This window comes from Plantibacter sp. CFBP 8775, assembly GCF_014839505.1.
GTDB lineage: Bacteria > Actinomycetota > Actinomycetes > Actinomycetales > Microbacteriaceae > Plantibacter > Plantibacter auratus.
In genome coordinates this window covers 463814-486170 of the sequence record NZ_JACYNV010000002.1, presented here as the reverse complement: position 1 = coordinate 486170, position 22357 = coordinate 463814, and the positions used below count along the sequence as shown (strand labels likewise).

The window sequence follows — 22357 nt, the reverse complement described above, 5'->3', positions numbered from 1 at the left end:
ACGTCCCGTCGCTCCGGACCGGCTGCGACGTCCGACCCGTTCCGCTTCCCGTCAGGGGGACCCGCTGATGCGGCCGCCCGGGATCAAGGATGTGGCTGCGCAGTCCGGCGTCAGCATCAAGACCGTCTCGCGGGTGGTGAACGGCGAACCGTCCGTGCACCCCGAGACCCGAAGCCGCGTGCTCGAGGCGATCGATCGCCTCGGGTACGTGCCCAACACGGCCGCCCGCTCCCTGAAGTCCGGCACCGGCGGCGCGATCGGCGTCCTCATCGACTCGCTCGCCGACCCGTTCTTCGCCTCGCTCGTGAGCGCCATCGAGGCCCGCGCGCTCAAGGAGGGCCTCAGCGTCCTCGTGGCGAGCACCGGGCTCGACGAGGGGCGCGAGCGCGACCAGCTCACCGGGTTCATCGCCGGCCACCAGGTCGCCGGCGTCATCATCGCCCCGGTCGCCGCGGAGCTGCCCTACCTCGAGGCGTTCCGGAACGTGACGCCCGTCGTCGCCGTCGACCGTCCGCTCGCCGCCTTCGACAGCGTCGTGGTCGACGACTACGCCGCCACCCAGCTGGCGATCCGCCAGTTCGTCGAGCTCGGTCACACCCGCATCGCCTTCTACGACCGGGACGAACGCTTCCTCACCATCCGTCGGCGCTACCAGGGCTACACCGACGTCCTCGCCGAGGCGGGGATCGACCTCGACCCGTCGCTCGTCTCCTGGACCATCGACGGCTCGCTCGACTACGCCGCCGAGACGGAGCGCCTGCTCGGTCTCGAGGACCCGCCCACCGCGTTCTTCGCGTCGAACGCGAAGGCGGCGATCGGTCTGACGACCTCCCTGCACCGCATCGGGCGCGAGGGGACGGCGCACATCGCGTTCGGCGACTTCACGCTCGCCGACGTCCTGCGACCGGCCGTCAGCTGCATCAACCAGGATCCGTTCGTCATCGGTACCGCCGCCATCGAGCGACTCCTCGAGCTGCGCGAATCTCCGGCGGACGAGCCGCGCGAGTGGGTCGTCCCGACCTCCCTGGTGTCGCGTGGTTCCGGAGAGATCCCCGGCCCGGCACAGCGTCACACCGTGGACGCGCGCACCGCGTCCACCACGAGCATGGTCGGAGGACCAGCAGCATGAGCACGACCCACCCCACGAGGCTCGCCCAGCCGACGCGACTCGCGCCGAACCTCATCGAGCACTTCTACCGCGGCGGCGACCGCATCGCCGGCCTGCGCGGCATCGAGCAGCAGAGCGAGTTCCAGCCGGAAGAGTGGCTCGGGGCGACCGTGAGCCGCGCCGACCAGGAGCCCGGCGGCGCCATCGGCCTCGCCCGCACCGTCGACGGCGTGCTCCTCCGCGACCTCGTCGCGGCCGACCCGGAGCAGTGGACCGGGGCGGGACAGGATCACGGCACCGACGCCGCCGACACCGGCATCCTCGTCAAGCTGCTCGACGCCCGTCAGCGACTCCCCGTCCACGTCCACCCGGATCGAGCGTTCGCCGCCTCCCACCTCGACTGCGCCTACGGCAAGACGGAAGCCTGGTTCATCCTCGACGCCGAGCCCGGTTCGGCCGTCCACCTCGGATGGAGCGAGGACGTCGACCCCGACGAACTCGACCGTCGTCGCGACGCCCAGGACAGCGAGTGGATGCTGTCGCACATGAACCGGATCGTCGTCGAGCGCGGCATGGGCATCCTCGTCCCGGCCGGCACGGCCCACGCGATCGACGGCGGCATCTTCCTCGCGGAGGTGCAGGAACCGACCGACCTCTCCATCCTCCTCGAGTGGTCGGTCACGACCTCGACGCGCGACGAGTCCCACCTCGGCCTCGGATTCGAGACCGTGATGGGCGCGGTGTCGACGACGGCACTCCCGCAGTCCGAGATCGAACACCTCGTCGTGCTGCACGACCTCGACGCCCGGACGGACGCGCCGGTGCCGCTGTTGCCCGCGGCCGCCGACCCCTACTTCCAGCTCTTCGCCGTGGCGCCCGGCACCGATGGCAGCGCACCTGTGGACGCCGGCTTCTCGGTGGCCCTCGCGCTCACCGGCGCAGGCGCACTGGTCTCTGAGACCGGCGCCGAGGCCGTCGAGTTCTCCGCCGGAGAGGTCTTCGCCGTCCCGGCCGGGTTCGGGCCCTGGACCGTCAGCGGTTCCGGGACCGTGCTCGCCGCCGGCCCCGGTGCGGGCTGGCCGGCGACCCTCGCATCGGGAGGCATCCGATGACGCCACCCCTCGACGCAGGACCCACGATCACGCAGCAGCTCACCACACACCACCGCCCCGAACGGCGGTACGACAGCCACCACACGCCGGACCCGTCCACCGGGGCCGGCTGGAAAGGAACGAGAACGACATGACGACTCCCGTCTTGGAGGCCAGAGGCCTCACCCGGCAGTTCGGGCACGTCCGCGCCCTCGACGAAGCGGACTTCGAGGTCTACCCCGGCGAGGTCACCGCCCTCATCGGCGACAACGGGGCGGGCAAGTCCACCCTGGTCAAAGCCCTCTCCGGCAACCTCGCGGTCGACAGCGGCGTGATCAAGTTCGAAGGCGAACCGATCACCCTCACCTCGCCCATGCAGTCGAGCGCGCTCGGCATCGAGACGGTCTACCAGGACCTCGCACTCGCGCCCCACCTCGATCCCGTGCAGAACGTCTACCTCGGCCGCGAGATCATGCGGCCTGGCCTCGGCGGGCTGCTCGGCCTCATGAACGTCAAGGAGATGAGCAAGCAGTCGCGTCACGCCTTCGACGAACTCGGCGCGACCGTCCGCTCGCTCACCGACCCGGTGGGCGCGATGTCCGGTGGGCAGCGCCAGGCGATCGCCATCGCCCGCGCGGTGCACTGGGCCAACAAGGTCGTCTTCCTCGACGAACCGACGGCCGCCCTCGGCGTCCGCCAGACGAAGAACGTGCTCGAGACGATCCGCCGGGTGCGCGACAAGGGCATCGCGGTCGTCTTCATCAGCCACTCGATGCCGCACGTCATGGAGGTGTCCGACCGCGTGCAGGTGCTGCGGCTCGGCCACCGCGCGGCGACGGTCGACACGAAGGACACGAACATGGAAGAACTCGTCGGTCTCATGACCGGTGCCAGCACGAGGAACGTCGCATGAGCGCGGTGAAGCAGGCCGAGATGGGGCCGGAGACGACCGCCATCGAGACGGCCAAGGATCGGGAGACCCCGATCAGGAAGCTCTTCAAGGCCCAGGCCTTCCAGATCTTCATCGTCCTCCTCGTCGTCATCGCGATCTTCTCCGCGATCGCGCCCGACACCTTTGCGCAGCTGTCCAACCTGCGGCTCGTCGTGCAGAACGCCTCGATCCTCGCGGTGCTCGGCGTCGGCATGACCTACGTCATCATCACCTCCGGCATCGACCTCTCGATCGGCTCCGTCCTCGTCTTCTCGGGCGTCGTGTCCGCGACGACGATGCGGGCCATGGGCGGCGACGACTGGGGGACTGCGATCGTCGGCATCATCGTGTCGATCGGCGTCGGCATCCTCTGGGGCACGTTCAACGGCATCCTCATCTCCAAGGCGAAGGTGCCACCGCTGATCGTCACCCTCGGTAGCCTCGGCATGGCGCTCGGCCTCGCCCAGATCCTCACCGGCGGTGTCGACATCCGCGAGGTGCCGTCGGTCCTCACCGACTCCATCGGGTACGGCAACATCTTCGGCGCAGTCCCGATCATCTCGGTCATCGCCCTCGTCGTCGTCATCATCGGTGCGCTCGTCCTCCACAAGACGAAGTTCGGCCTGTACACCTACGCGGTCGGATCGAGCGAGGAGGCGGCACGACGCGTCGGCGTGAAGGTCGACCGTCACCTCATCCGCATCTACGCGATCTCCGGTGGCCTCGCGGGTCTCGCCGGCATCCTGTCGCTGTCGCAGTTCGGCACCACCGCGATCGCCGGTCAGTCGCAGACGAACCTGAACGTCATCGCCGCGGTCGTCATCGGTGGTACCTCGCTCTTCGGCGGCTACGGGACGATCTTCGGCACCGTCGTCGGTCTGTTCATCCCCGCCGTCCTCCAGAACGGCTTCGTCATCACCGGCGTGCAGCCCTTCTGGCAGCAGGTCGCGGTCGGCGCCGTCCTCATCCTGGCCGTCTACGTCGATCAGGTCCGCCGTTCCTCCGCAGCCCGCGGTGGATCCACGAGCTTCTGGCGAGCCCTCGTCAGCAGGAAGAAGAAATAACCCCTACACAGATCAACACCCCCCCCGCACCATCCCAGTAGTCCAGCAGTTCAAGAGAAACGGGTAATCACAATGAAGTGGAAGAAGTCAGTTCTCGGAGTCCTCGCGCTCGGCGCGTCGGCAGGCCTCATGCTCACCGGTTGTTCCGGTGGCGCGAGCTCGGGCGGCAGCAGCGCAGGCGCAGGTTCCGACGGCTACAAGATCGCGTTCATCCAGGGCGTCGCAGGCGACGAGTTCTACATCTCGATGCAGTGCGGTATCGAATCGGCGGCGAAGGATGCCGGCGCGACGGTCACGACCCAGGGTCCGGAGAAGTTCGACCCGACGCTGCAGAAGCCGCTCGTCGACTCGGTCGTCGCCTCGAAGCCGGACGCGATCCTCGTCGCTCCGACCGATGTGAAGGCCATGGAGGCCCCGCTGAAGGCTGCGGCCGACGCAGGCATCAAGGTCGTCCTCGTCGACACCACCGTCGACGACCCGTCGTTCGCGGTCTCGCAGATCTCGAGCGACAACAAGGGCGGCGGCGCTGCGGCGTTCGACGCGATCAAGGAAGCGCACCCCGAGGGCGGCAAGGTCCTCGTGGTCTCGGTCGACCCCGGCATCTCGACCACGGACGCCCGTGCCGAGGGCTTCCAGGAAGCGGTGAAGGGCGATGACAAGTTCACCGACCTCGGCGTGCAGTACAGCCACAACGAGCCGTCCACGGCTGCCGAGATCGTGACCGCGGCGCTCCAGAAGGACCCCGACATCGTGGGCATCTTCGCAGCGAACCTGTTCGCGGCCGAAGGTTCCGCGACCGGTGTCAAGCAGGCCGGCAAGGAGGACTCGGTCACCATCGTCGGGTTCGACGCGGGTCCCGCCCAGGTCAAGCAGCTGAAGGAGGGCACCGTCCAGGCGCTCGTCGCTCAGGAGCCGGCCACCATCGGCAAGGACGGCGTCGCCCAGGCGATCGCCGCTCTGAACGGTGACAAGGTCGAGGCCAAGATCGAGACCGGCTTCACCATCATCACGAAGGACAACGTCGACGGCGACGCGAAGGATGCCGTCTACCAGTCCAAGTGCGGCTAGGCCTGCTGGCCACTCCGCATCACCAGACCGCGACGGCGTCGGAGCTTCGAGCTCCGGCGCCGTCGCGCTGCGTCCGACAGCTCCGCCTCGACGCCACCCTCCACGGGTGCGAGAATCGCGACATGACCCAGGTGATCGTCGCGGCGACCGCAGTGCGCCGGCTGTCCGACGATGCTCCGGGACGGATCGAGGCCGAGGTCGTCGATGCAGCGGGGCGAGCCCACCGCCTGGTCATCACGGTCCCCGAACGCGCGAGCCGTGCGGTCTCCGCGTCGACCGACGTCCCGTTCCGACTCGGACTCCGGGCCGAGTACGTGCGGATGGAGGGACGGGCCGTGGTGATCCGGTTCGCGGACGGCGTCACCACCACCGAGGGCCTCGGCGGGGTCTGCCTGGACCCGGACATCGTCCACTGGTTGTGAACGACTCGATCGACTGACGGTCGGGTCGGCGACGAGTCCTAGGCGACGAGGGTGAGGAGCCGCGCGACCTCGGCGGCGACGGCGTCGCGCGCCGGGCCGAGGTACTTCCGCGGGTCGACGAGTGACGGGTCCGCGTCGAGGCGCTCACGGACGGCTCGGGTGAAGACGCCGTTGATGTGGGTCGAGATGTTGATCTTGCGCATGCCCGCGTCCACCGCCCGCACGAGGTCCTCGTCGCTCACGCCGCTCGAACCGTGCAGGACGAGCGGGACGGGGACGGCCGACGCGAGTTCGCGGATGAGGCCGAAGTCGAGGGTTGCGCTCCGCGACGTCATCGCGTGCGAGCTGCCGACCGCGACCGCGAGGCCGTCGACGCCGGTGCCGGCGACGAACGCCACGGCCTCACCGGGGTCGGTCCGGACGCCGGGCGTGTGTGCGCCACCCTTGCCGCCGATCGCCCCGAGTTCCGCCTCGACCCACACGCCCTGCGCCTGGGCCGAGCGGGCGACCGCTGCGGTGCGTTCGCGGTTCTCCTCGTCGGGGAGGGTCGCCGCGTCGAACATGACCGAGGTGAATCCGAGCCGGACCGCCTCCTCGACGAGCGTCTCGTCCTCGGCGTGGTCGAGGTGCACGGCGGTCGCGGTGCCGGCCTCACGGGCGAGTTCCAGACTCGCGAGCCCGATCGGCGCGAGGCCGCCGTGGTACCTCGCCGCGTTCTCGGACACCTGCAGGATCACGCCCCGGCCCGCGAGCTCCGCGCCGCGGAGGATGGCCTCGCCGTGTTCGAGCTGGATGACGTTGAAGGCGAGCACGGCGCGCTGCGCGTCGAGGAGCGCGGCGGTGGAGACGAGCGTCATGGTGGTTCCTCTCGGGGTGCACGCGGGACGATCGACCCGGTGGCGGTGGCGGTGGCGGTGGCGGTGCCGGTGGGGATGGTCAGGTGGTGGCCAGCAGCAGCTCTGGACCGCTCTCGGCGAGCGCGTCGACGGTGTCCGGGTCGAGCCCGTCGTCGGTCACGATCTGATCGAACTCGTCGAGTCCCGCGGCCCGGTGGAACGAGGTGGTGGCGAACTTCGCGGCGGTGACGGCGAGGATGCGTCGTCTGGAGATACCGAGCATCGCCCGCTTCACCTCGGCCTCCTCCGGCAGCGTCGTCGTGGCGCCCGAGGTGAGCCCCACCCCGTTGGCGCCGAGGACGGCGACGTCGGCGTGGAGCCCCGACAGCCGTTCGACGGTCCACGCGCCGACGGTCGCCTGCGTGACGGCGCGGACCCGCCCGGGCAGGGCGATCACGGTGAGTCGCGGTCGGCCACCGAGCAGATCGACGATCGGCAGGCTGTTCGTCACCACGAGGAGTCGGCTGGAGTGGGGGAGGAGTGCGGCGACCTCGAGGGTCATCGCGCCGGAGTCGAGCAGGACGACCCCTTCCTCGGGGAGCTGCTCGACGACGAGGCGGGCGACGGCGGCGCGCTCGATGCGCTCGCCCTCGCGGCGTCGTTGGAGGCTGGGCTCGAACGCGGGTCGCCGGGCGAGGACCGCGCCACCGTGGTGGCGGCGGATGAGCCCCTGTCGCTCGAGCACCGCGAGGTCGCGCCGGATGGTCTCCGGTGTGACGCCGAGTCGGCTGCTCAGCTCGGCGACCGACAGGGCACCGTCGCCGTCGCGGGCACCCGCGAGGATCGCGGCGTGACGCTCTGCTGGGTACATGACTGCTCCGTCCGATCCGGCCAGCGTATCCGAATCTGTCCGATATACCTTCCGATTCGGTGGGATCGGTGCAAAGATCAACATGATCGGGCGCACCCGACGACGATGATGACGACGAACGGAAGGCCGCCGATGGCTGAGCACGGGCCGCACAGCGCACCCCACGAGTCGGGGTCGCGGTTCCTGCTCGGGATCGACGTCGGGCAGACCGCCGTCAAGGCCGTCCTGCACGACGAGCGGTTGCTGCCGGTCGCGGTCGCTCGGCGCGCGAGCCCCGTCGACCGCCCGGTCGCCCGGCATGCCGAGCGGCCGCAGGACGCCCTATGGGCCGCGGTCGCCGACGCGGTGTCGGAGGTGATGGCGACGTCGGGTGTCGACCCGACCCTGGTCGCCGCCGTCGGGATCACCGGCCACGGCGACGGGCTGCACCTCGTGACCGCCGCCGGAGAGCCGGTCGGCCCGGCCATCACGGCGATGGACTCCCGGGCGCATGCCGAGGCCGCCGAACTCGCCTCCGATCCGGACCGGCTGCGCGTGGTGCTCGAACGCTCCGGACAGCTGCCGACGCCGGGCGCCGCCGGCAACCTCCTCCGCTGGTTGCTCCGCCACGACCCGGAGCGTGTCGAGCAGGCAGACGCGATGCTCTTCTGCAAGGACGTGGTCCGCCTGCGGCTCACCGGCGAGATCTCCACTGACTACTCCGACGCCTGCGCCTCCTTCCTGGACGTCGGGACCGCCACCTGGAGCGCCGAGGTCCTCGACGCCTACGGCCTGCCTGCCGAACTGCTCCGTCTGCTGCCGCCGATCAACCCGAGCGGCACGATCGTCGGGTCGGTGCTGCCGGCGGCCGCCGCGGTCACGGGCCTCGTCGCCGGGACACCGGTCGTGTCGGGACTCCACGACGTGCAGGCCTCGTCGATCGGTATGGGAGCGCTCGTCCCCGGACGGCTCGCCCTCGTGGCCGGCTCGTTCAGCACCAACGGCGTGACGACGACCCAGCCCGACGTGGACCCGCGGTGGCAGTCCCGCCTCTCGATCACCCCGGACCTGCGGATCGCGATGTCCACCTCGGCGACGGCATCGCCCTCCTTCGACTGGACGCTCCGGCTCCTGGGCGTGACTGACGCCACCGGCCGTGACGCGCTGATCGCCGAGGCCGCAGCACTCCCTCCGGAGGAGCAGGTGCCGCTCGTTATGCCCTTCCAATCGGACTCGCCGCTCGGCGCCGAAGCCTCGGCCACCCTCGTCGGCGTCCGCGACTGGCACACCCGGGCGCATGTGCTGCGCGGGGCGCTCGAGGGCATCGTGCTCATGCACCGCTGGCACACCCGGGCGCTCGGCGAACGGTTCCGGTGGGACGAGCCGATCGTCCTGGGCGGCGGCCTCGCACGGTCGCCGCTGTACGTGCAACTCGTGGCCAACGCGCTTCGAACGCCCGTGACGGTCGTCGACTCGGAGGAGGCCGGAGCCCTCGGCGCCGCGATCGTCGCCGGGGTCGCCACCGGACTCCTGCCGTCGGTGGAACAGGCCCAGCACGACGTCGTCCGACACGCACCCGCCGTCCTGCCGACGGACGCCTCGGCCGCGTACTGGGCCGGGGTCGGAACCGCGTTCGACGAGCTCGTCGAGTCCCTCGGCCCCTGGTGGCGACGGCGGGCCGAGGAGTCGAGCCCCGACGGTCCGGCGTCCGAAGGCGACGACCGTGCCGGGGTGGAACGATGAGCGCGTCCGACGGCGGCCGCGGGACGGCCACGTCCAGCCCGGTGGACGACCGGCGTCGGGAGATCCTCACCCGACTCGACCAGGACGGGCGGGTCGAGGTCGGCGTGCTCGCAGTGGACCTCGGCGTGACCGAGGAGACGATCCGACGCGACCTCCGCGTCCTCGAACTCGACGGACGCCTCCGACGCGCGCACGGCGGTGCGGTGCGGGTCGACCTCGACCCGGGCCAGGACTCCGGGGTGTCCGGTGCGCTCGCCGCGCGGGCGCTGACCCTGGTCGACCCGGGCTCAGCGGTCTTCCTCGGCGCGGGGTCGGCCTGCGAGGCGCTCGCCGGGGGCCTCGCGACGACCGCCGGGACCGTCATCGTGACCGGTTCGGTGCCCGTCGCCCTGGCCGCGGCCGCTGCCGAGGAATCGGCCGTCGTCCACCTCGTCGGCGGCACGGCGGACGGGCGCGGCGTCCTCACCGGCGCCTGGGCGCGCGAGCAGCTCGCCGGCCTCCGCCTCGACGTCGCGGTCGTCGAGGCGCTCGGTGTCTCCGCGGACGGCCGACTGCTCCACGCCTCTCCGGAGGAGGCGGCGGTCGTCGCATCTGCGGTCGAGCTGGCCTCCACGACGATCCTCCTGGGCGACCCTGCGACGTTCGGTGCCGACGGCCTCGCGGCCTCCGTCCCGGCCGCCCGCCTCGACGTGGCGGTGGTGCATCACGGCGTCGACGAACCGACCCTCGCCGCCCTCCTCGCGACCGGCGTCCGCGTCGAGACGGTCGGGGCGGACGCATGAGCGGCATCGTGACGGTCACGCCGGCGGCCGCGATCGACCAGACCTACCGCGTCGACGGGCTGCGACTCGGCGACGTCAACCGGGCGGTGGGCGTGTCCACCGAGCTGAGCGGCAAGGGCGTCAACGTCGCGCGGGCGGTCACCCTCTCGCCGCTCCCGGTCCGTGCGGTGGTGCCGATGGGTGCGGACGGACGGATCCTCGCCGACGACCCGGCACTCCGGACGTTGCTCGCCGTGGTCCCGACCGACGGTCGGACGCGGGTGAACACGACCATCCTCGACGCCGCGACCGGGACGACCAAGGTCAACGAACCGGCGATCCCGCTGCGCGCCGAGGACTGGGCCGCCGTCGTCGCGACCGCCGGGGCCGAGATCGACCGGATCGGCGCGGACTGGCTCGTCCTCTCCGGCACGATCCCGACGGTCCAGGGCGGCACCGGCCTCGTCGACATCCTCCAGTTGCTCCGGCAGGCGGGTGACCGGGGAGCGCGCGTGGCCGTCGACACCGCGGGTGCGGCGCTCGAGACCGCCGTCGCGAACCTCGACCTCGTCCACCTGCTCAAACCGAACGCGCACGAGCTCGCCGAGCTCACCGGCCGTGAGCTGCTGACGATCGGCGATGTCGCCTCCGCCGCCGACGAACTGCACCGTGCCGGCTGCGACCTCGTCTACGTGAGCATGGGGGCCGACGGGGCGCTCCTCCGCACCGCGGCGGGCCTGTGGCACGCGCACGTCGCAGCCACGGTCGTGAACACGGCCGGTGCCGGCGACGCCTCGTTGGCCGGATTCCTCGTCGGACTCCACGGCGAGGACGGACGGGACGACCCGGCGGCGGCGGTCGCGTCTGCCGCCGCCTGGGGTGCGCTCGCCGTGTCGAGCGCGACGACCATCCTCACCTCCCTCGAGGCGCTCACCACACCGGTCGCCGTCCAGGACCCCGACCCGACGACGCCGCTGAGCGAACCGGCCACGCCGCCACGCGACGAGGCGACGACGCCATGATCGATCAGGCCGTTCCACGCTTCCATGCCGCCGTAGACCTCGGTGCGTCGAGCGGTCGCGTCATGCTCGGGCGCTGGGCCGACGGCCGCTTGGAGCTCACCGAGGTGCACCGGTTCCCGAACGGCCCGATCACGCAGGACGGTCGACTCCGGTGGGATGCGGAGCGCCTGTTCGAGGAGACCCTCGTCGGGCTTGCGGAGGCCGTCCGGATCGCAGAGACCGCCGGCGGTGTGCTCGACGGGATCGGGGTCGACAGCTGGGGCGTCGACGTCGCGCTCGTGGGCGTCGGCACCGGAACGGCGATGCCGAATGGCTCCGCGCCGACGTTCCCGTCGGTGCCGCATCACCGCGGCGCCGACGCCGACGGACCGGCCCGTGCCGCCGTGCTCGTCGACGCCGCGACGGCCTACGCGGTGACCGGCGTGCTGGAGCAGACCATCAACACCTCGTACCAGCTGCGGTCCCGCGCCGAGGAGCTCGACGCGCGCCGAGCCGACGGCGATCGCCCGACCGTGTTGCTCGTCCCGGACCTCTGGGTGTGGCTGCTCACCGGCGTCGTCGGAGCGGAGCGCACGATCGCCTCGACGACGCAGCTGCTCGATCAGGGGACCGGTGACTGGGCGGCGGAGCTCATCCGTCGCTGGGGTCTCGACGGATTCGACTTCCCGCCGGTGGTCGCACCGGGGACGGTCGTCGGCCCGACGACGCCGGAGGTCACCGCGCGTCTCGGGTCGAGCATGCCGATCCCCGTCCACCGCGTCGCGGAGCACGACACCGCGTCCGCGCTCGCCTTCGCCCGCCCGGACGGTGCGGAGCTCCTCGTTTCGAGTGGCAGCTGGTCCCTCGTCGGGGTATGTCTGTCGGCACCGGTGCTCACCGAGCACGCGCGGGACGCCGGCTTCACGAACGAGGCCGGTGTCTCCGGATCCTCCCTGCTCCTCCGCAACCTGGCGGGGATGTGGCTGCTCACGGAGTGCGCCCGCGCCTGGTCCGCCGAGGACGGGAGTGCGGTCGACCTCGTCGAACTCGTGTCGGCGGCAACGGCGGAGGCGGAGGCGGAGACGGACGAGGACGTCAGGCCCGCGGTGTTCGACGTCGCCGACCCACGGCTGCTCGTCCCGGGGGACATGCCGGAACGCATCGCGACGCTCTGCCGGGAGACCGGACAGCGTCCACCGAGCGGACGGAGCGACACCGTGCGCAGCGTGGTCGAGAGCCTCGCGGTCGCGTACGCCGAGACGGTCCGGGCCTGCGAGGCGATCACCGGGGTGACGATCCGCTCGGTCCGTATCGTCGGCGGCGGATCGCGCAACCGACTCCTCTGCGCCCGCACGGCGGCACGGACCGGTCTTCCGGTCACGGCCGGTCCTGCGGAGGCTTCGGCGCTCGGCAACCTGGCCGTGCAACTCGTCGCGGCCGGTCACGCGCCCTCGCTCGACGCGGTCTACCGGCACGGCCAGGACGACCATGACCATGACCATGAGCGGACACCGACATGACCGACCGCATCGACCAACCGGAGACCGAGACGGACCTCCTCGACCGCTTCGTCGCCTTCTCGCGCGACCTCGGCCGTCCCGATCGGGCGTGGGCGCTCCTGGCGGAGGGCAACACCTCGCTGCTCCTGCCCGAGGAGGGTGATCCGGCGATGCTCGTGAAGGCGAGCGGCGCGTCGATGGCCGTGGCGACCGCCGAGGACGCGGTCCGTCTCGCGATCGCACCGGTGCTCGACCTCGTCGACTCGCACGCGGGCGGGGACGCCGAGGTGGCCGCGCTGTTCGATGCCGCGGCGCTCGCCGGGAACGGTCGGCGCCCCTCGGTGGAGGCGATCCTCCACGCCGTCTGCCTCGACCTGCCCGGCGTCGTCGCGGTCGGCCACACCCATCCCGTGCCGGTCAACGCGCTGCTCTGCTCGCCGTCGGCCGACGCCCTGACCCGCGGGTCGCTCTTCCCCGACCAGATCGTGGTCCTCGGCACCGATCCGCTGCTCGTGCCGTACGTCGACCCCGGGCTCGAGCTGGCCCGCACGGTCCGCCGCCTGCTGCGCGAGCAGCTCGCCACGACGGACCGGGTGCCGAAGGTCGTGTACCTGCAGAACCACGGGATGTTCGCCCTCGGATCGAGCGCGGCCGAGGTCCTCCGCATCACCGAGATGGCCGTGAAGGTCGCCCAGGTGCTCCTCGGAGCACTCGCCGCCGGCGGGCCGGTGTACCTGAGCGACGAGGCCGTCGCCCGCATCGACACGAGACCCGACGAACTGCTGCGTCGAGCCGCGCTCGCCGCCCAGGAATCCACGACCGACCGCGCCGGGACGGCGCACGGAAGGACCACGTCATGAGCCAGCCGACCAGCGCCACCGACCTCACCGGGCAGGTCGCGATCATCACCGGAGCGTCATCGGGCATCGGCCGCTCGTACGCCCAGGCGCTCGCCGCTGCCGGGGTGCGCACGGTGCTCGTCGGACGCTCCACCGAGCGACTCTCGGGCGTCGCCGACGCCCTGCCGACTCCGAGCGTCTTCCTGGCGGGTGACCTCGCCGACCCCGCCGTGTCCGAGCAGGCCGTCGCCCTGGCGCTCGCCGCCTTCGGACGTCTCGACATCGTCCTCGCCAACGCGGGCCTCTACGTCGGCGGTGACGTCGTCGACACCCCGATGACCGCGATCGAGGAGCTCGTCGGCGTCAACGTCCTCGGAGCGATGGCGACGGTTCGCGCAGCGCTGCCGCACCTCGTCGAACAGGGCGCGGGCGACGTCCTGGTGACGAGCTCGGTGTCCGGGCACCAGGACATCCACTGGGAGCCCGTCTACTCCGCGACGAAGCACGCCATGCAGTCGTTCGTCCACACCACCCGGCGGAACCTCGTCGGATCCGGGGTGCGGATGGGCGCGGTCGCCCCCGGCGTCGTGCTCAACGAGCTGTGGGGGATCGCCGAGGGGGCCTCCGGAGTGGAGGACCAGATCGCCGCACGCACCGGCATCCGTTCCGAGGACGTCGCCGACGCCGTGCTCTTCATGCTCACGAGACCCCGACACGTCACCATCCGCGACCTCGTCATCCTGCCCACCGACCAGGAGATCTGAGCGACTCGCGTCGCCCGACGACACCTCCACCAGCCCGCCCCGATCGAAGGACCGCACATGTTCTCTGACCTCAACGGCCGCACGGCCGTCATCACCGGCGGGGCCCGCGGGCTCGGCTACTCGATCGCCACGGCGCTCGCCGCACAGGGCGTCCAGGTGGCGCTGCTCGACCTCCTGCCGACCGTCCACGAGTCAGCCGAGCGGTTGGCGTCCGAGTACGGCGTCCGCACCTCGGCACACCCGGTCGACGTCACCGACGCCACCGCCGTCGAGGCCGCCTTCGCCGCTGCCGAGGCCGAGCTCGGCGCGCCGTCGCTGCTCGTGACCGCGGCGGGCATCACCATCTGGGGCGACAGCGTCGACGTGCCGGCGGACACCTGGCGGAAGGTGCTCGCCGTGAACCTCGACGGCACCTTCTTCGCCGCGCAGTCCTTCGCCCGTCGAGCCATCGCCGCGGGCCGGCCCGCCTCGGCGGTCTTCATCTCGTCGATGTCGGCGTTCATCGTGAACCAGCCGCAGTTCCAGGCCTCCTACAACGCCTCGAAGGCGGCGGTCAGTCACCTCGCGTCGTCGCTCGCGGTCGAGTGGGCACCCTCCAACGTCCGGGTCAACGCGATCGCCCCCGGGTACTTCCTCTCGGACATGACCCGCGAGTTCACCGAGGCGAACCCCGACCTCGCCGCCGAGTGGACCGCGGACATCCCGGCGGGCCGGATGGGGCAGCCGGAGGACCTCCACGGGCTCGTCCTGCTGCTCGCGTCCGACGCCTCCTCGTATCTCACGGGCCAGAGCCTCGTCATCGACGGCGGCTACACCGCCCTCTGAGCCGGCCCCACCCGCCGAACCGTTCGACCCGACCGCACCGACCCGAGGATCCGCCATGACGACGACGCCGCCCGAACAGACGCCTGACGACCAGGTCGACCGCGACGCCGTGTGGGGCGCCCGGCGTCGACGCTTCGTCGAAGCCCGATCCGGTGCCGTCGAGCGTGCGTGGGCTCCGCGTGCGGTCCGCGTCGACGACGGGCCGTCGACGGGCCGGCGCCAGGTCGAACTGCGCCACCTCGGCGGACTCGAGGTCACGGTCGAGGTCGACCAGTTCCTCGACCTCGGCGAGGCCTCCTGGAACGGCGAGATCGTGTCGTTCGTCGCGCCGACGACCGCTCCGCAGGCCGAGAGCTGGGCCCGTCGATGGCAGGGCGGTCTGCTGACGACCTGCGGACTCACCGCCGTCGGTGTGGCCGCAGAGGCGGACGGTGGGATGCACGGTCGGGCGCATCGTATCCCGGCGACCGTGACCCGCCGCGAGGGGCGATGGACCGCGGCGGGCCGGTACGAGCTCCTCGTCGACGGCCTGCTCCGCGAGGGCGCCGTGTTCCAGCAGAACCTCACGGTGACCCGCAGCATCCGAGCCGAGGTCGGCGTCGCGCGGATCCGTCTGCACGACGTCGTCCGGAACGAGGGGTTCGTCGCCGAGCCGGTGCGCCTGCTCTACCACGTGAACCTCGGCTGGCCGGTGCTGCACGGCGGTGCCGTCGTGGCGGCCGAGGCCGACGTCCCCGGCGGGGCGGGGTCCGAACGCCCGGACGCCGGTGGCTGGCGGCGGGTGATCGGCGAGCCCGAGCCGGCTGCCGACGAGCAGGTCGACGCCCTCGACGCGGTCGCCGGGCCCGACGGCTGGTCCATCGCGACCCTGTCGGGCGAGGCAGGCACGGTCACGGTCCGGTTCCGGCCGGAGCAGTTGCCGTTCCTCACGGTGTGGCGGAGCACGGCCGCGGGGTCGTACGCCCTCGGCATCGAACCCGGCACCTGCTGGCCGAGTCACGCGGCCGGTCCGGATCGCGGGAAGGCGGGCCGGATCGTGGAGCCCGGGGAGTCGTTCGAAGTCGACCTCGAGATCGTGTTCGAGCCGGCGGTGGACGACTTCGGCGACTGAGCCCACCGGCCTCCGCCACCGTCAAGTACCCGGTTTCCGAAGAATTCATGCTGGGGTATGTCATCGATGACATGAACGAGGTATGCTCGCCATGACATCGATGACATGGAGTCATCGTCGGAAGCCGACACGGACGTCGGAACCTGAACGGACACCGCCGTGCACCCTGCTGCGAACCTCGACTCGACCGCCGTCACCTCCGTGGCCTCGGATCGACTCGTCGCCGGCCTCGACCTCGGCAGCACCGGCGTCAAGATCCTCGTGACCGACGCCGACGGCGCCGAGGTCCTCATCCACCAGCTGCCCACCCCGTGGCTCGCCGGTCCAGGCGGCACGACCGTGATGGAGGCGGCATCCCTCATCGCCACCGTCCGGGAGCTCCTCGACCACGTCGGTGCAGAACTCGTCGACCGGTTCGGGCCGGCCGCGCGGGTCCGGGCCCTCGCCGTCTCCGGCATGGGGGAGTCCGGGATCGTCCTCGACGCCGTCGGCCGGCCCGTCGCGCCCGCCATCGCCTGGTTCGATCCGCGCGGCGCCGAACAGCTCGCGGCCCTCCCGGCCGAGATCGCCGAGCAGTTCGCCGGTCGGACCGGCCTGCCGCTCGGCGTGCAGGTCTCGGTCATCAAGCTCCTCCACCTCCGTGACGCCGGACTCGACCTCGCCGGAACGCGCTGGCTCAACCTGCCGGAGTACCTCGTCTCGGCGCTCGGCGGCGAGGAGGCCGCCGAGTACTCGCTCTCGTCGCGCACCGGCCTGCTCGACCAGGACACGGGTGAGCCGTGGCCCGAACTGCTCGACCACCTCGGCGTCGACGCGTCGTTCCTCCCGCCGTTCACCGACGCCGGTGCCCCGCTCGGCGCCGCGAGCAGCCCGTGGGTGCCGCCGGTCTTCTCCGGTGCGGCCCTGACCGTCGCCGGCCACGACCACCTCGTGTCGGCCGTCTCCACCGGCTCGTTCCCCGCCGAGCGGTACCACGTGTCGATGGGCACGGCCGAGGTCCTGCTGCGACGCCTCGACGAACCACTCCCGTTCGCCGCCCGGGAGCGCCTCGCCGAGGTGTTCATCAACTGCGTCCGTCATGTCGTGCCGGGTACCTGGGTGCTCGTCGCCGGTGTCAAGACCGGCCTGCTCATGCGTCGCACCCTCCAGCTCGTCGGGGTGACCGACCGCGCAGGGCGCGACCGCCTGGACGACGAGATCATGGCGCTTCCGGCGGGCGGGCTGCTCGGTGACGGCGACATCTCGGTCGCGGGCGCCCGGAACGACGACGGCGTCCTCAAGCTCACGGTCCGCGCCGACGGCGCGGGACCGGCAGAGGTCTTCGAAGCGGTGCTCCGGCACGGCAACGACGAACTCGCCGTGCTCATCGCGGCGATGGACCGCGAGGTCGCGCCGGCCACCTCGGCGCTGCTCACCGGCGGCTGGGCGAGCATGCGGTCCGTGCAACGCGCCCGAGCGGCCGTCCTGCCCGGTGTGCAGGTGTCGCACCGGTCCCAGGACACGGCATACGGCGCAGCCGTCTTCGCCGGGACCCTCCTCGAACCAGCCACCTCCCGATCACATCCCTGACCGACCGACCACCCGACGACCCAGACCGATCCTCCCCGGCGCGACCGCTGCCGGGATCAGACCCCATCCGAAGCACAAGGAGCACCTCATGAACGCAGTAGCCACCAGGACCAATGAGCTGACGACGCTCGAACGCCGCGCCATGGCCACGATCAGCACCCCGGGCGGCGGCATGCTCATCGTCGCCGGCGACCAGCGCAACGGCATGAAGGCCGTCATGACCGACGCCCCGAATGGCGCGGCCGGCATCAGCCGTGACGAACTCGCCGAGGCCAAGAGCGACCTCGTCCGGTTCCTCGGCAACCACGCACCCGCCATCCTCCTCGACCCGGAGGTCGCCCTCCCGCTCGTCGTCGACGAGCGCACCCTCTCCCGCACGACCGGTCTCGTCGTCGGCATGGACTCCTCGGGCTTCGACACCGAGAACGGTCTGCGCCGGACGAAGTACGTCCCCGGCATGGACGCCCGTCGGGTCCGCGAACTCGGTGGCGACGCCGCCAAGATGCTCTTCTACCTGCGCTCCGACCAGCGGGAGGCCGAGCAGGTCGTCATCGACGAGATCGCCCGCCTCGTGGAGGAGTGCACCGCCGAGGGCGTGTTGCTCATCGTCGAGATCCTCGTCTACCAGCTCGACGGCGAGAGCGACGAGGCCTACGCCGAGATCTTCCCCGAGCTCGTGCGCGGCGCCGCGGAGATCTCCGTCGCCGCCGGTTCCAAGGTCCTGAAGCTCCAGTACCCGGGCTCCGCCGAGGCCGCCGCAGCCGTGACCGAGGCCGCCGCCGGTGTGCCGTGGGCCGTGCTCTCCGCCGGCGTCGACCACGAGACCTTCGTCGGCCAGGTCCGCACCGCGGTCGAGAACGGTGCCGGCGGCGCGATGGCCGGTCGTTCGCTGTGGAAGGATAGCCTTTCGATCTCGTCGGCGAAGCGTGAGGAACTGCTCACGAACCGTGCGCTGCCTCGCCTCCGTGAGCTCGAGCAGGTCATCGAGACCGCGCTCGCCGGTCGCTGACGGATCGCGGGCGGCGTCCTCGGTCGCCGCCCGCGAACCAGCCCGATCCGACCACGCCACGCAGGTGGAACCACCCGAGGAGCAGCCATGGCCACGATGCAGGACGTGGCGTCCCTCGCCGGAGTGAGCTCGAAGACGGTCTCCCGCGTTTTCAACGACGACCCGCACGTGCTCCCGGAGACGCGGTCGCGGGTCGAATCGGCCATGCGGGAGCTGAACTACGTCCCGAACGTCCTGGCGCGCACCTTCCGCGCCGGGCGGTCCTCCTCTGTCGGCGTCGCGGTCCCGGACGTCGTCGACCCCTTCTTCGCCGCGGTCGTCCGCGCCGTCGAGGAGGTCTGTTCGGTCTCGGGCATCACCACCCTCGTCACGAGCATCGGCGACGACCCGGCGCGCGAGCGTGCCGTGCTCGACTCGCTGCTCCGGTCACAGCTCATGGGGCTCGTCCTCGCGCCTGTCGCGGAGGACCAGTCGTGGCTCGCGCCGTGGGCCGAGCACACGCCCATCGTGTTCGTCGACCGCGCCCCCGGTGGACTCGACGCCGACAGCTTCGTCGAGGACGACCACCGCGGCGCCTACCTCGCGACGAGGCACCTGCTCGAGCACGGGCACACCCGCGTTGCCTTCATCGCCGACTCGGCACACCCGCCGAGCACCCGTCGCCGGCTCGAGGGCTACCGTTCGGCGCTCGCCGAGAGCGGGATCGACCTCGACGACGCCCTCGTCAGCCTCGACGCGACGGATCGCGAACCGGCTGCCGCCGTGGTCGACGGTCTCCTCGCCCTCGCCTCCCCGCCGACGGCCCTGTTCTCGGCGAACGCGCGGGTGACGATGGCGCTCGTCCCAGCGCTGCGCTCACGCGGGATCGCCTCGCTCGGCTTCGGCGACTTCCCGATGGCCGACCAGCTCGATCCGGCCGTCAGCGTCATCGAACAGGACCCGGCACGCCTCGGCCGCTTGGCCGCCACCCGGGCGCTCGCCCGCTTCGGTGACGCGGACGGCGAGCACGAGCGCAGCACCGTCGTCCCCGTCGGTCTCCTCCTGCGGGAGTCCTGCGGCTGTCACCTCACCGCGTGATCCCCCGGGCGGCGGATGCGCCCCGCGCCGTCGCTCCGTAGCGTGGGAAGCTGTTCGCGACCACGGGGGATCACATGCAGCGACCGGACGACACACCGACCGAGGGCGGCTGGGCGCCGATCGGACAGCCCGCGCCTGGACCGATCCGGACGCCGCTCGCCGACGGATCGCCGGCACCAGCACCAGCACCGACCGCGGGCCCGGTGATCGGTGCCGCCGGGCGGGCCGTGCTCGCGCAGCAGCCGGAGTCGGCGGCGGACCGCCAGCGCCGGCGCAACCGCGAGCTGGCCCCGATCCTGCCCGCCAGGGTCCCGTGGGTCGCCGTCACGGTCTTCACCGTGCTCGCCGTCGGCCTCGCCTGGCTCATCGCCGCACCGCTGTGGCTGTCCGGTGAAGGACTCGCGAACCCCTGGTTCCAGCTCATCGCCCTCGGCATGATGTACACCCCGACCATCGCCGCGCTCGTCGTGGTGCTGTTCGTCGCCCGCCCGAGGAGCATCCCGCGGCTGCTCGGACTCGCGCCGCTGCGTCCCCTCGGCCGGACCCTCGGGCTCTGCGCGGCGGCGCTCGTCGGTTTCCCGGTCCTCGCGTTCTGTTCCATGCTGCTCGGGCAGGCCATGGGGCTCATCGAGCTCGACCTCGTCGGCCTGTCCGGTCTCGCCGCCATCATGACCGCCTCGGGCGCCGGCGAGCTCGGGCGGGACGACCTCACCACGGTCGCCCTGGTCCAGCTCCTCACCCTGCCCCTCGGCGTCCTGGTGGCATCGCTGTCCGCGTTCGGGGAGGAACTCGGCTGGCGCGGCTGGTTGCTGCCGAACCTCCTGCCGCTCGGCACCTGGCCCGCCCTCCTGCTGTCCGGGGCGATCTGGGGCGTGTGGCACGCACCGCTCATCCTCCTCGGCTACAACTACCAGCGGACCGACGTCCTCGGCCTGCTCCTGATGGTGGGCTGGTGCATGCTGCTCGGCGTCCTCATCGGCTGGTTGCGGCTCCGCTCCGCCTCGGTCTGGCCGGCGGTGATCGCCCACGGCGCGGTGAACGCCGCCGTCGGGGCGCTGCTGCTCTTCGCCAGCCCGACGTCGATGCAGGACACCGGCAGTGTGTTCGGCACCCTGCTCGGCTGGCCGGGCTGGATCCTCCTCGCAGCGACGACGCTCATCCTGGTCGTCACCGGCCAGTTCGGCAATCGTGCGGTGCCCGGACTGCGTGGCTCGGAGGTCGCCTCGCCCGTGAGCTGATCCTCCGACGCATGCGCGCCGCGTATGAGTCGCACCGGGCAGGCTGCTTGTCCGCCGCTTCGACGCTTGGTGCACTGGGACGATGCGCAGACCCGATCTCCCCGATCTCCCCGAGGCGTCCGTCCGCCCACGTGCCGCCCACGCTCGCCGTCACGGCGGTGCGGTGAGCGCACGGGTCCGCCGCCGGCGCCTCATCGTCGGCATCGCAGGCGGCCTCGTGCTCGCGCTCCTCGGGGGTGTCGGTGCGCTCGCGCTGCGACTGCAGGGCAACCTCAGCTCCGAGGCCATCGCCGCCCCGACCGGACGTTCGACCGAGCCCGCGCAGCCGGGCGCACCGGACCCGGCGATCAACGTCCTCCTCCTCGGCTCCGACAGTCGTGACCTCGCGGTCGGCGACTACGGCGAGGACACCGGCACCAAGCGCAGCGACGCGATGGTGCTCGTGCACGTCTCCGAGGGCAACACCCGGATCGACGCGATGCAGATCCCACGTGACACGCTGACCGACCTGTCGATGTGCACGGACACCGGGCGGGGGACGCCCGACGACTACGGGATGGTGAACGCGGCGTTGAACTCGGGGGCCGCCTGTTCAGTCGCCGCAGTGCAGGCGATGACCGGTGTGCCGATCGACCACTTCGTCGAGCTCGACTTCAGCGGCTTCCAGGCGATCGTCAACGGCATGGACGGGCTGGCGGTGTGTCTGCCGTCGGACATGGAGGACCCCTATTCGAACCTCGCGTTGCCCGCCGGAGCGCAGGTCATCGACGGGACGCAGGCGCTCGCGCTCGCCCGTACCCGGCACGCGGTGGGTGACGGCAGCGACATCTCGCGCCTCGGCAACCAGCAGATGGTGATGTCCGCGATCGTGCAGCGGGCGCTGAGTGCCGAGGTGCTCACCCGGCCGGACCGCCTCATCCGCTTCCTGGACGCGGTCACCTCCTCGCTCACCGTCGACACCGCGCTCGGCGACCTCGCGAGCCTGACCTCGCTCGCCCACCGGGTCTCGCAGGTGCCGGCGTCGGCCATCACCTTCCTGACGATGCCGTGGACCGAGGCGCCGTCGGACGCCAACCGGGTCATCCCGAGTGATGACGCCGCGATCGTCTTCTCGAGCCTCGCCACCGATGTCCCGGTGCCGATCGCGGGAACCGCTGATGCGTCCCCCGCCGAGCCGGTCGCCCCGGTCGAACCGGTGCGGGTCGTGGCGGTCAGCGTCCTCAACGGCTCGCAGACGAACGGGGTCGCGACGGCGACGGCCGACCGACTGACCGCCCTCGGTTACACCGTCGCGTCGATCGGCGACGCGGAGACGGACACCCCGGTCACGGTCCTGCTCGCGCGCGACTCGGACGCGGCTCGGGCGACGGCCGCCTCCCTCGCCCAGGAGTTGGGGATCACGATTGTCGTGAGCGGCGAACCGGGGCCGGACGACGAGGACGTCGTGCTCGTCATCGGCGACGACTTCGCCTCACTGACCCCGCCTGCCGCGCCCGCGCCCGTCGAGGTCGAGTCCCGCAACGCCGCCGCGGACCTCTGCGGCTGACGCGG

At 71.7% G+C, this 22357-nt stretch carries 21 protein-coding genes; 19 read left to right on the top strand and 2 right to left on the bottom strand.

The genetic code is table 11. The features are described from left to right. The first annotated feature begins 91 nt into the window (after nucleotides 1–91). From IFR14_RS14775 to IFR14_RS14750, 6 genes are all read left to right on the top strand, one after another. Entirely contained in the window at nucleotides 92–1129 is a 1038-nt protein-coding gene (locus IFR14_RS14775) for a LacI family DNA-binding transcriptional regulator (RefSeq protein WP_159879498.1), read from the top strand. Further along, on the top strand, nucleotides 1126–2220 hold the full coding sequence (locus IFR14_RS14770) for a class I mannose-6-phosphate isomerase (protein ID WP_191941521.1): 1095 nt from the start codon (nucleotides 1126–1128) through the stop codon (nucleotides 2218–2220). The genes IFR14_RS14775 and IFR14_RS14770 overlap by 4 nt, the downstream gene beginning before the upstream one ends. Before the next feature lie 130 nt (nucleotides 2221–2350). Beyond that, on the top strand, nucleotides 2351–3112 hold the full coding sequence (locus IFR14_RS14765; RefSeq protein ID WP_079707372.1) for an ATP-binding cassette domain-containing protein: 762 nt from the start codon (nucleotides 2351–2353) through the stop codon (nucleotides 3110–3112). Continuing rightward, a complete protein-coding gene (locus tag IFR14_RS14760) occupies nucleotides 3109–4194 on the top strand; it encodes an ABC transporter permease (protein WP_079707371.1) in 1086 nt (361 codons plus the stop codon). The genes IFR14_RS14765 and IFR14_RS14760 overlap by 4 nt, the downstream gene beginning before the upstream one ends. 72 nt (nucleotides 4195–4266) lie before the next feature. Continuing rightward, on the top strand, nucleotides 4267–5262 hold the full coding sequence (locus tag IFR14_RS14755) for an ABC transporter substrate-binding protein (protein WP_056013014.1): 996 nt from the start codon (nucleotides 4267–4269) through the stop codon (nucleotides 5260–5262). 122 nt (nucleotides 5263–5384) lie between these two features. Then, complete coding sequence (locus IFR14_RS14750) at nucleotides 5385–5684, top strand: hypothetical protein (RefSeq protein ID WP_191941520.1); 300 nt, start codon at nucleotides 5385–5387, stop codon at nucleotides 5682–5684. Nucleotides 5685–5722: 38 nt separating this feature from the next. Here the strand turns inward: IFR14_RS14750 and IFR14_RS14745 are convergent, their stop codons facing one another. Beyond that, nucleotides 5723–6541: a class II fructose-bisphosphate aldolase gene (locus IFR14_RS14745; RefSeq protein ID WP_191941519.1), complete on the bottom strand. Its 819-nt coding sequence runs from the start codon at nucleotides 6539–6541 to the stop codon at nucleotides 5723–5725. Nucleotides 6542–6620: 79 nt separating this feature from the next. After that, a complete protein-coding gene (locus IFR14_RS14740; RefSeq protein WP_191941518.1) occupies nucleotides 6621–7391 on the bottom strand; it encodes a DeoR/GlpR family DNA-binding transcription regulator in 771 nt (256 codons plus the stop codon). A 132-nt stretch (nucleotides 7392–7523) separates the two neighbouring features. Between IFR14_RS14740 and IFR14_RS14735 the strand changes: the two genes are divergently transcribed. The 13 genes from IFR14_RS14735 to IFR14_RS14675 all read left to right on the top strand — a co-directional run bounded on the left by IFR14_RS14735 (nucleotide 7524) and on the right by IFR14_RS14675 (nucleotide 22352). Continuing rightward, entirely contained in the window at nucleotides 7524–9113 is a 1590-nt protein-coding gene (locus tag IFR14_RS14735) for an FGGY-family carbohydrate kinase (protein ID WP_191941517.1), read from the top strand. Next, nucleotides 9110–9895 carry a DeoR/GlpR family DNA-binding transcription regulator gene (locus IFR14_RS14730; RefSeq protein ID WP_191941516.1) on the top strand — a complete coding sequence of 262 codons (786 nt, stop codon included), beginning with the start codon at nucleotides 9110–9112 and terminating at the stop codon, nucleotides 9893–9895. Before IFR14_RS14735 ends, IFR14_RS14730 begins: the two co-directional genes overlap by 4 nt. Further along, nucleotides 9892–10896, top strand: coding sequence for a 1-phosphofructokinase family hexose kinase (locus IFR14_RS14725; RefSeq protein WP_191941515.1), 1005 nt, complete (start codon nucleotides 9892–9894; stop codon nucleotides 10894–10896). The genes IFR14_RS14730 and IFR14_RS14725 overlap by 4 nt, the downstream gene beginning before the upstream one ends. Next, nucleotides 10893–12395 carry a rhamnulokinase gene (locus IFR14_RS14720; protein ID WP_191941514.1) on the top strand — a complete coding sequence of 501 codons (1503 nt, stop codon included), beginning with the start codon at nucleotides 10893–10895 and terminating at the stop codon, nucleotides 12393–12395. The genes IFR14_RS14725 and IFR14_RS14720 overlap by 4 nt, the downstream gene beginning before the upstream one ends. Continuing rightward, a complete protein-coding gene (locus tag IFR14_RS14715; RefSeq protein WP_191941513.1) occupies nucleotides 12392–13234 on the top strand; it encodes a class II aldolase/adducin family protein in 843 nt (280 codons plus the stop codon). The genes IFR14_RS14720 and IFR14_RS14715 overlap by 4 nt, the downstream gene beginning before the upstream one ends. Further along, nucleotides 13231–13977, top strand: a complete 747-nt coding sequence (locus IFR14_RS14710; RefSeq protein ID WP_191941512.1) for an SDR family oxidoreductase — start codon at nucleotides 13231–13233, stop codon at nucleotides 13975–13977. The genes IFR14_RS14715 and IFR14_RS14710 overlap by 4 nt, the downstream gene beginning before the upstream one ends. Before the next feature lie 57 nt (nucleotides 13978–14034). Beyond that, nucleotides 14035–14802 carry an SDR family oxidoreductase gene (locus IFR14_RS14705; RefSeq protein ID WP_191941511.1) on the top strand — a complete coding sequence of 256 codons (768 nt, stop codon included), beginning with the start codon at nucleotides 14035–14037 and terminating at the stop codon, nucleotides 14800–14802. A gap of 55 nt (nucleotides 14803–14857) precedes the next feature. Next, on the top strand, nucleotides 14858–15913 hold the full coding sequence (locus IFR14_RS14700; RefSeq protein WP_191941510.1) for a DUF4432 family protein: 1056 nt from the start codon (nucleotides 14858–14860) through the stop codon (nucleotides 15911–15913). A gap of 159 nt (nucleotides 15914–16072) precedes the next feature. Then, complete coding sequence (locus IFR14_RS14695) at nucleotides 16073–17482, top strand: FGGY family carbohydrate kinase (protein ID WP_198425060.1); 1410 nt, start codon at nucleotides 16073–16075, stop codon at nucleotides 17480–17482. A gap of 88 nt (nucleotides 17483–17570) precedes the next feature. Next, nucleotides 17571–18491, top strand: coding sequence for a hypothetical protein (locus IFR14_RS14690; RefSeq protein WP_197479028.1), 921 nt, complete (start codon nucleotides 17571–17573; stop codon nucleotides 18489–18491). A gap of 87 nt (nucleotides 18492–18578) precedes the next feature. Beyond that, nucleotides 18579–19568, top strand: a complete 990-nt coding sequence (locus IFR14_RS14685) for a LacI family DNA-binding transcriptional regulator (protein WP_191941509.1) — start codon at nucleotides 18579–18581, stop codon at nucleotides 19566–19568. 74 nt (nucleotides 19569–19642) lie between these two features. Continuing rightward, nucleotides 19643–20806: a CPBP family intramembrane glutamic endopeptidase gene (locus tag IFR14_RS14680; RefSeq protein ID WP_191941508.1), complete on the top strand. Its 1164-nt coding sequence runs from the start codon at nucleotides 19643–19645 to the stop codon at nucleotides 20804–20806. Nucleotides 20807–20888: 82 nt separating this feature from the next. Continuing rightward, nucleotides 20889–22352 carry an LCP family protein gene (locus IFR14_RS14675; RefSeq protein ID WP_191941507.1) on the top strand — a complete coding sequence of 488 codons (1464 nt, stop codon included), beginning with the start codon at nucleotides 20889–20891 and terminating at the stop codon, nucleotides 22350–22352. The last annotated feature ends 5 nt before the right edge of the window (nucleotides 22353–22357 follow it).

Coding starts and splice junctions, on each gene's coding strand:
- IFR14_RS14770 (WP_191941521.1), top strand. CDS start 1,126: ATGAGCACGACCCACCCCACGAGGCTCGCCCAGCCGACGCGACTCGCG.
- IFR14_RS14765 (WP_079707372.1), top strand. CDS start 2,351: ATGACGACTCCCGTCTTGGAGGCCAGAGGCCTCACCCGGCAGTTCGGG.
- IFR14_RS14760 (WP_079707371.1), top strand. CDS start 3,109: ATGAGCGCGGTGAAGCAGGCCGAGATGGGGCCGGAGACGACCGCCATC.
- IFR14_RS14755 (WP_056013014.1), top strand. CDS start 4,267: ATGAAGTGGAAGAAGTCAGTTCTCGGAGTCCTCGCGCTCGGCGCGTCG.
- IFR14_RS14750 (WP_191941520.1), top strand. CDS start 5,385: ATGACCCAGGTGATCGTCGCGGCGACCGCAGTGCGCCGGCTGTCCGAC.
- IFR14_RS14745 (WP_191941519.1), bottom strand. CDS start 6,541: ATGACGCTCGTCTCCACCGCCGCGCTCCTCGACGCGCAGCGCGCCGTG.
- IFR14_RS14740 (WP_191941518.1), bottom strand. CDS start 7,391: ATGTACCCAGCAGAGCGTCACGCCGCGATCCTCGCGGGTGCCCGCGAC.
- IFR14_RS14735 (WP_191941517.1), top strand. CDS start 7,524: ATGGCTGAGCACGGGCCGCACAGCGCACCCCACGAGTCGGGGTCGCGG.
- IFR14_RS14730 (WP_191941516.1), top strand. CDS start 9,110: ATGAGCGCGTCCGACGGCGGCCGCGGGACGGCCACGTCCAGCCCGGTG.
- IFR14_RS14725 (WP_191941515.1), top strand. CDS start 9,892: ATGAGCGGCATCGTGACGGTCACGCCGGCGGCCGCGATCGACCAGACC.
- IFR14_RS14720 (WP_191941514.1), top strand. CDS start 10,893: ATGATCGATCAGGCCGTTCCACGCTTCCATGCCGCCGTAGACCTCGGT.
- IFR14_RS14715 (WP_191941513.1), top strand. CDS start 12,392: ATGACCGACCGCATCGACCAACCGGAGACCGAGACGGACCTCCTCGAC.
- IFR14_RS14710 (WP_191941512.1), top strand. CDS start 13,231: ATGAGCCAGCCGACCAGCGCCACCGACCTCACCGGGCAGGTCGCGATC.
- IFR14_RS14705 (WP_191941511.1), top strand. CDS start 14,035: ATGTTCTCTGACCTCAACGGCCGCACGGCCGTCATCACCGGCGGGGCC.
- IFR14_RS14700 (WP_191941510.1), top strand. CDS start 14,858: ATGACGACGACGCCGCCCGAACAGACGCCTGACGACCAGGTCGACCGC.
- IFR14_RS14690 (WP_197479028.1), top strand. CDS start 17,571: ATGAACGCAGTAGCCACCAGGACCAATGAGCTGACGACGCTCGAACGC.
- IFR14_RS14685 (WP_191941509.1), top strand. CDS start 18,579: ATGGCCACGATGCAGGACGTGGCGTCCCTCGCCGGAGTGAGCTCGAAG.
- IFR14_RS14680 (WP_191941508.1), top strand. CDS start 19,643: ATGCAGCGACCGGACGACACACCGACCGAGGGCGGCTGGGCGCCGATC.
- IFR14_RS14675 (WP_191941507.1), top strand. CDS start 20,889: ATGCGCAGACCCGATCTCCCCGATCTCCCCGAGGCGTCCGTCCGCCCA.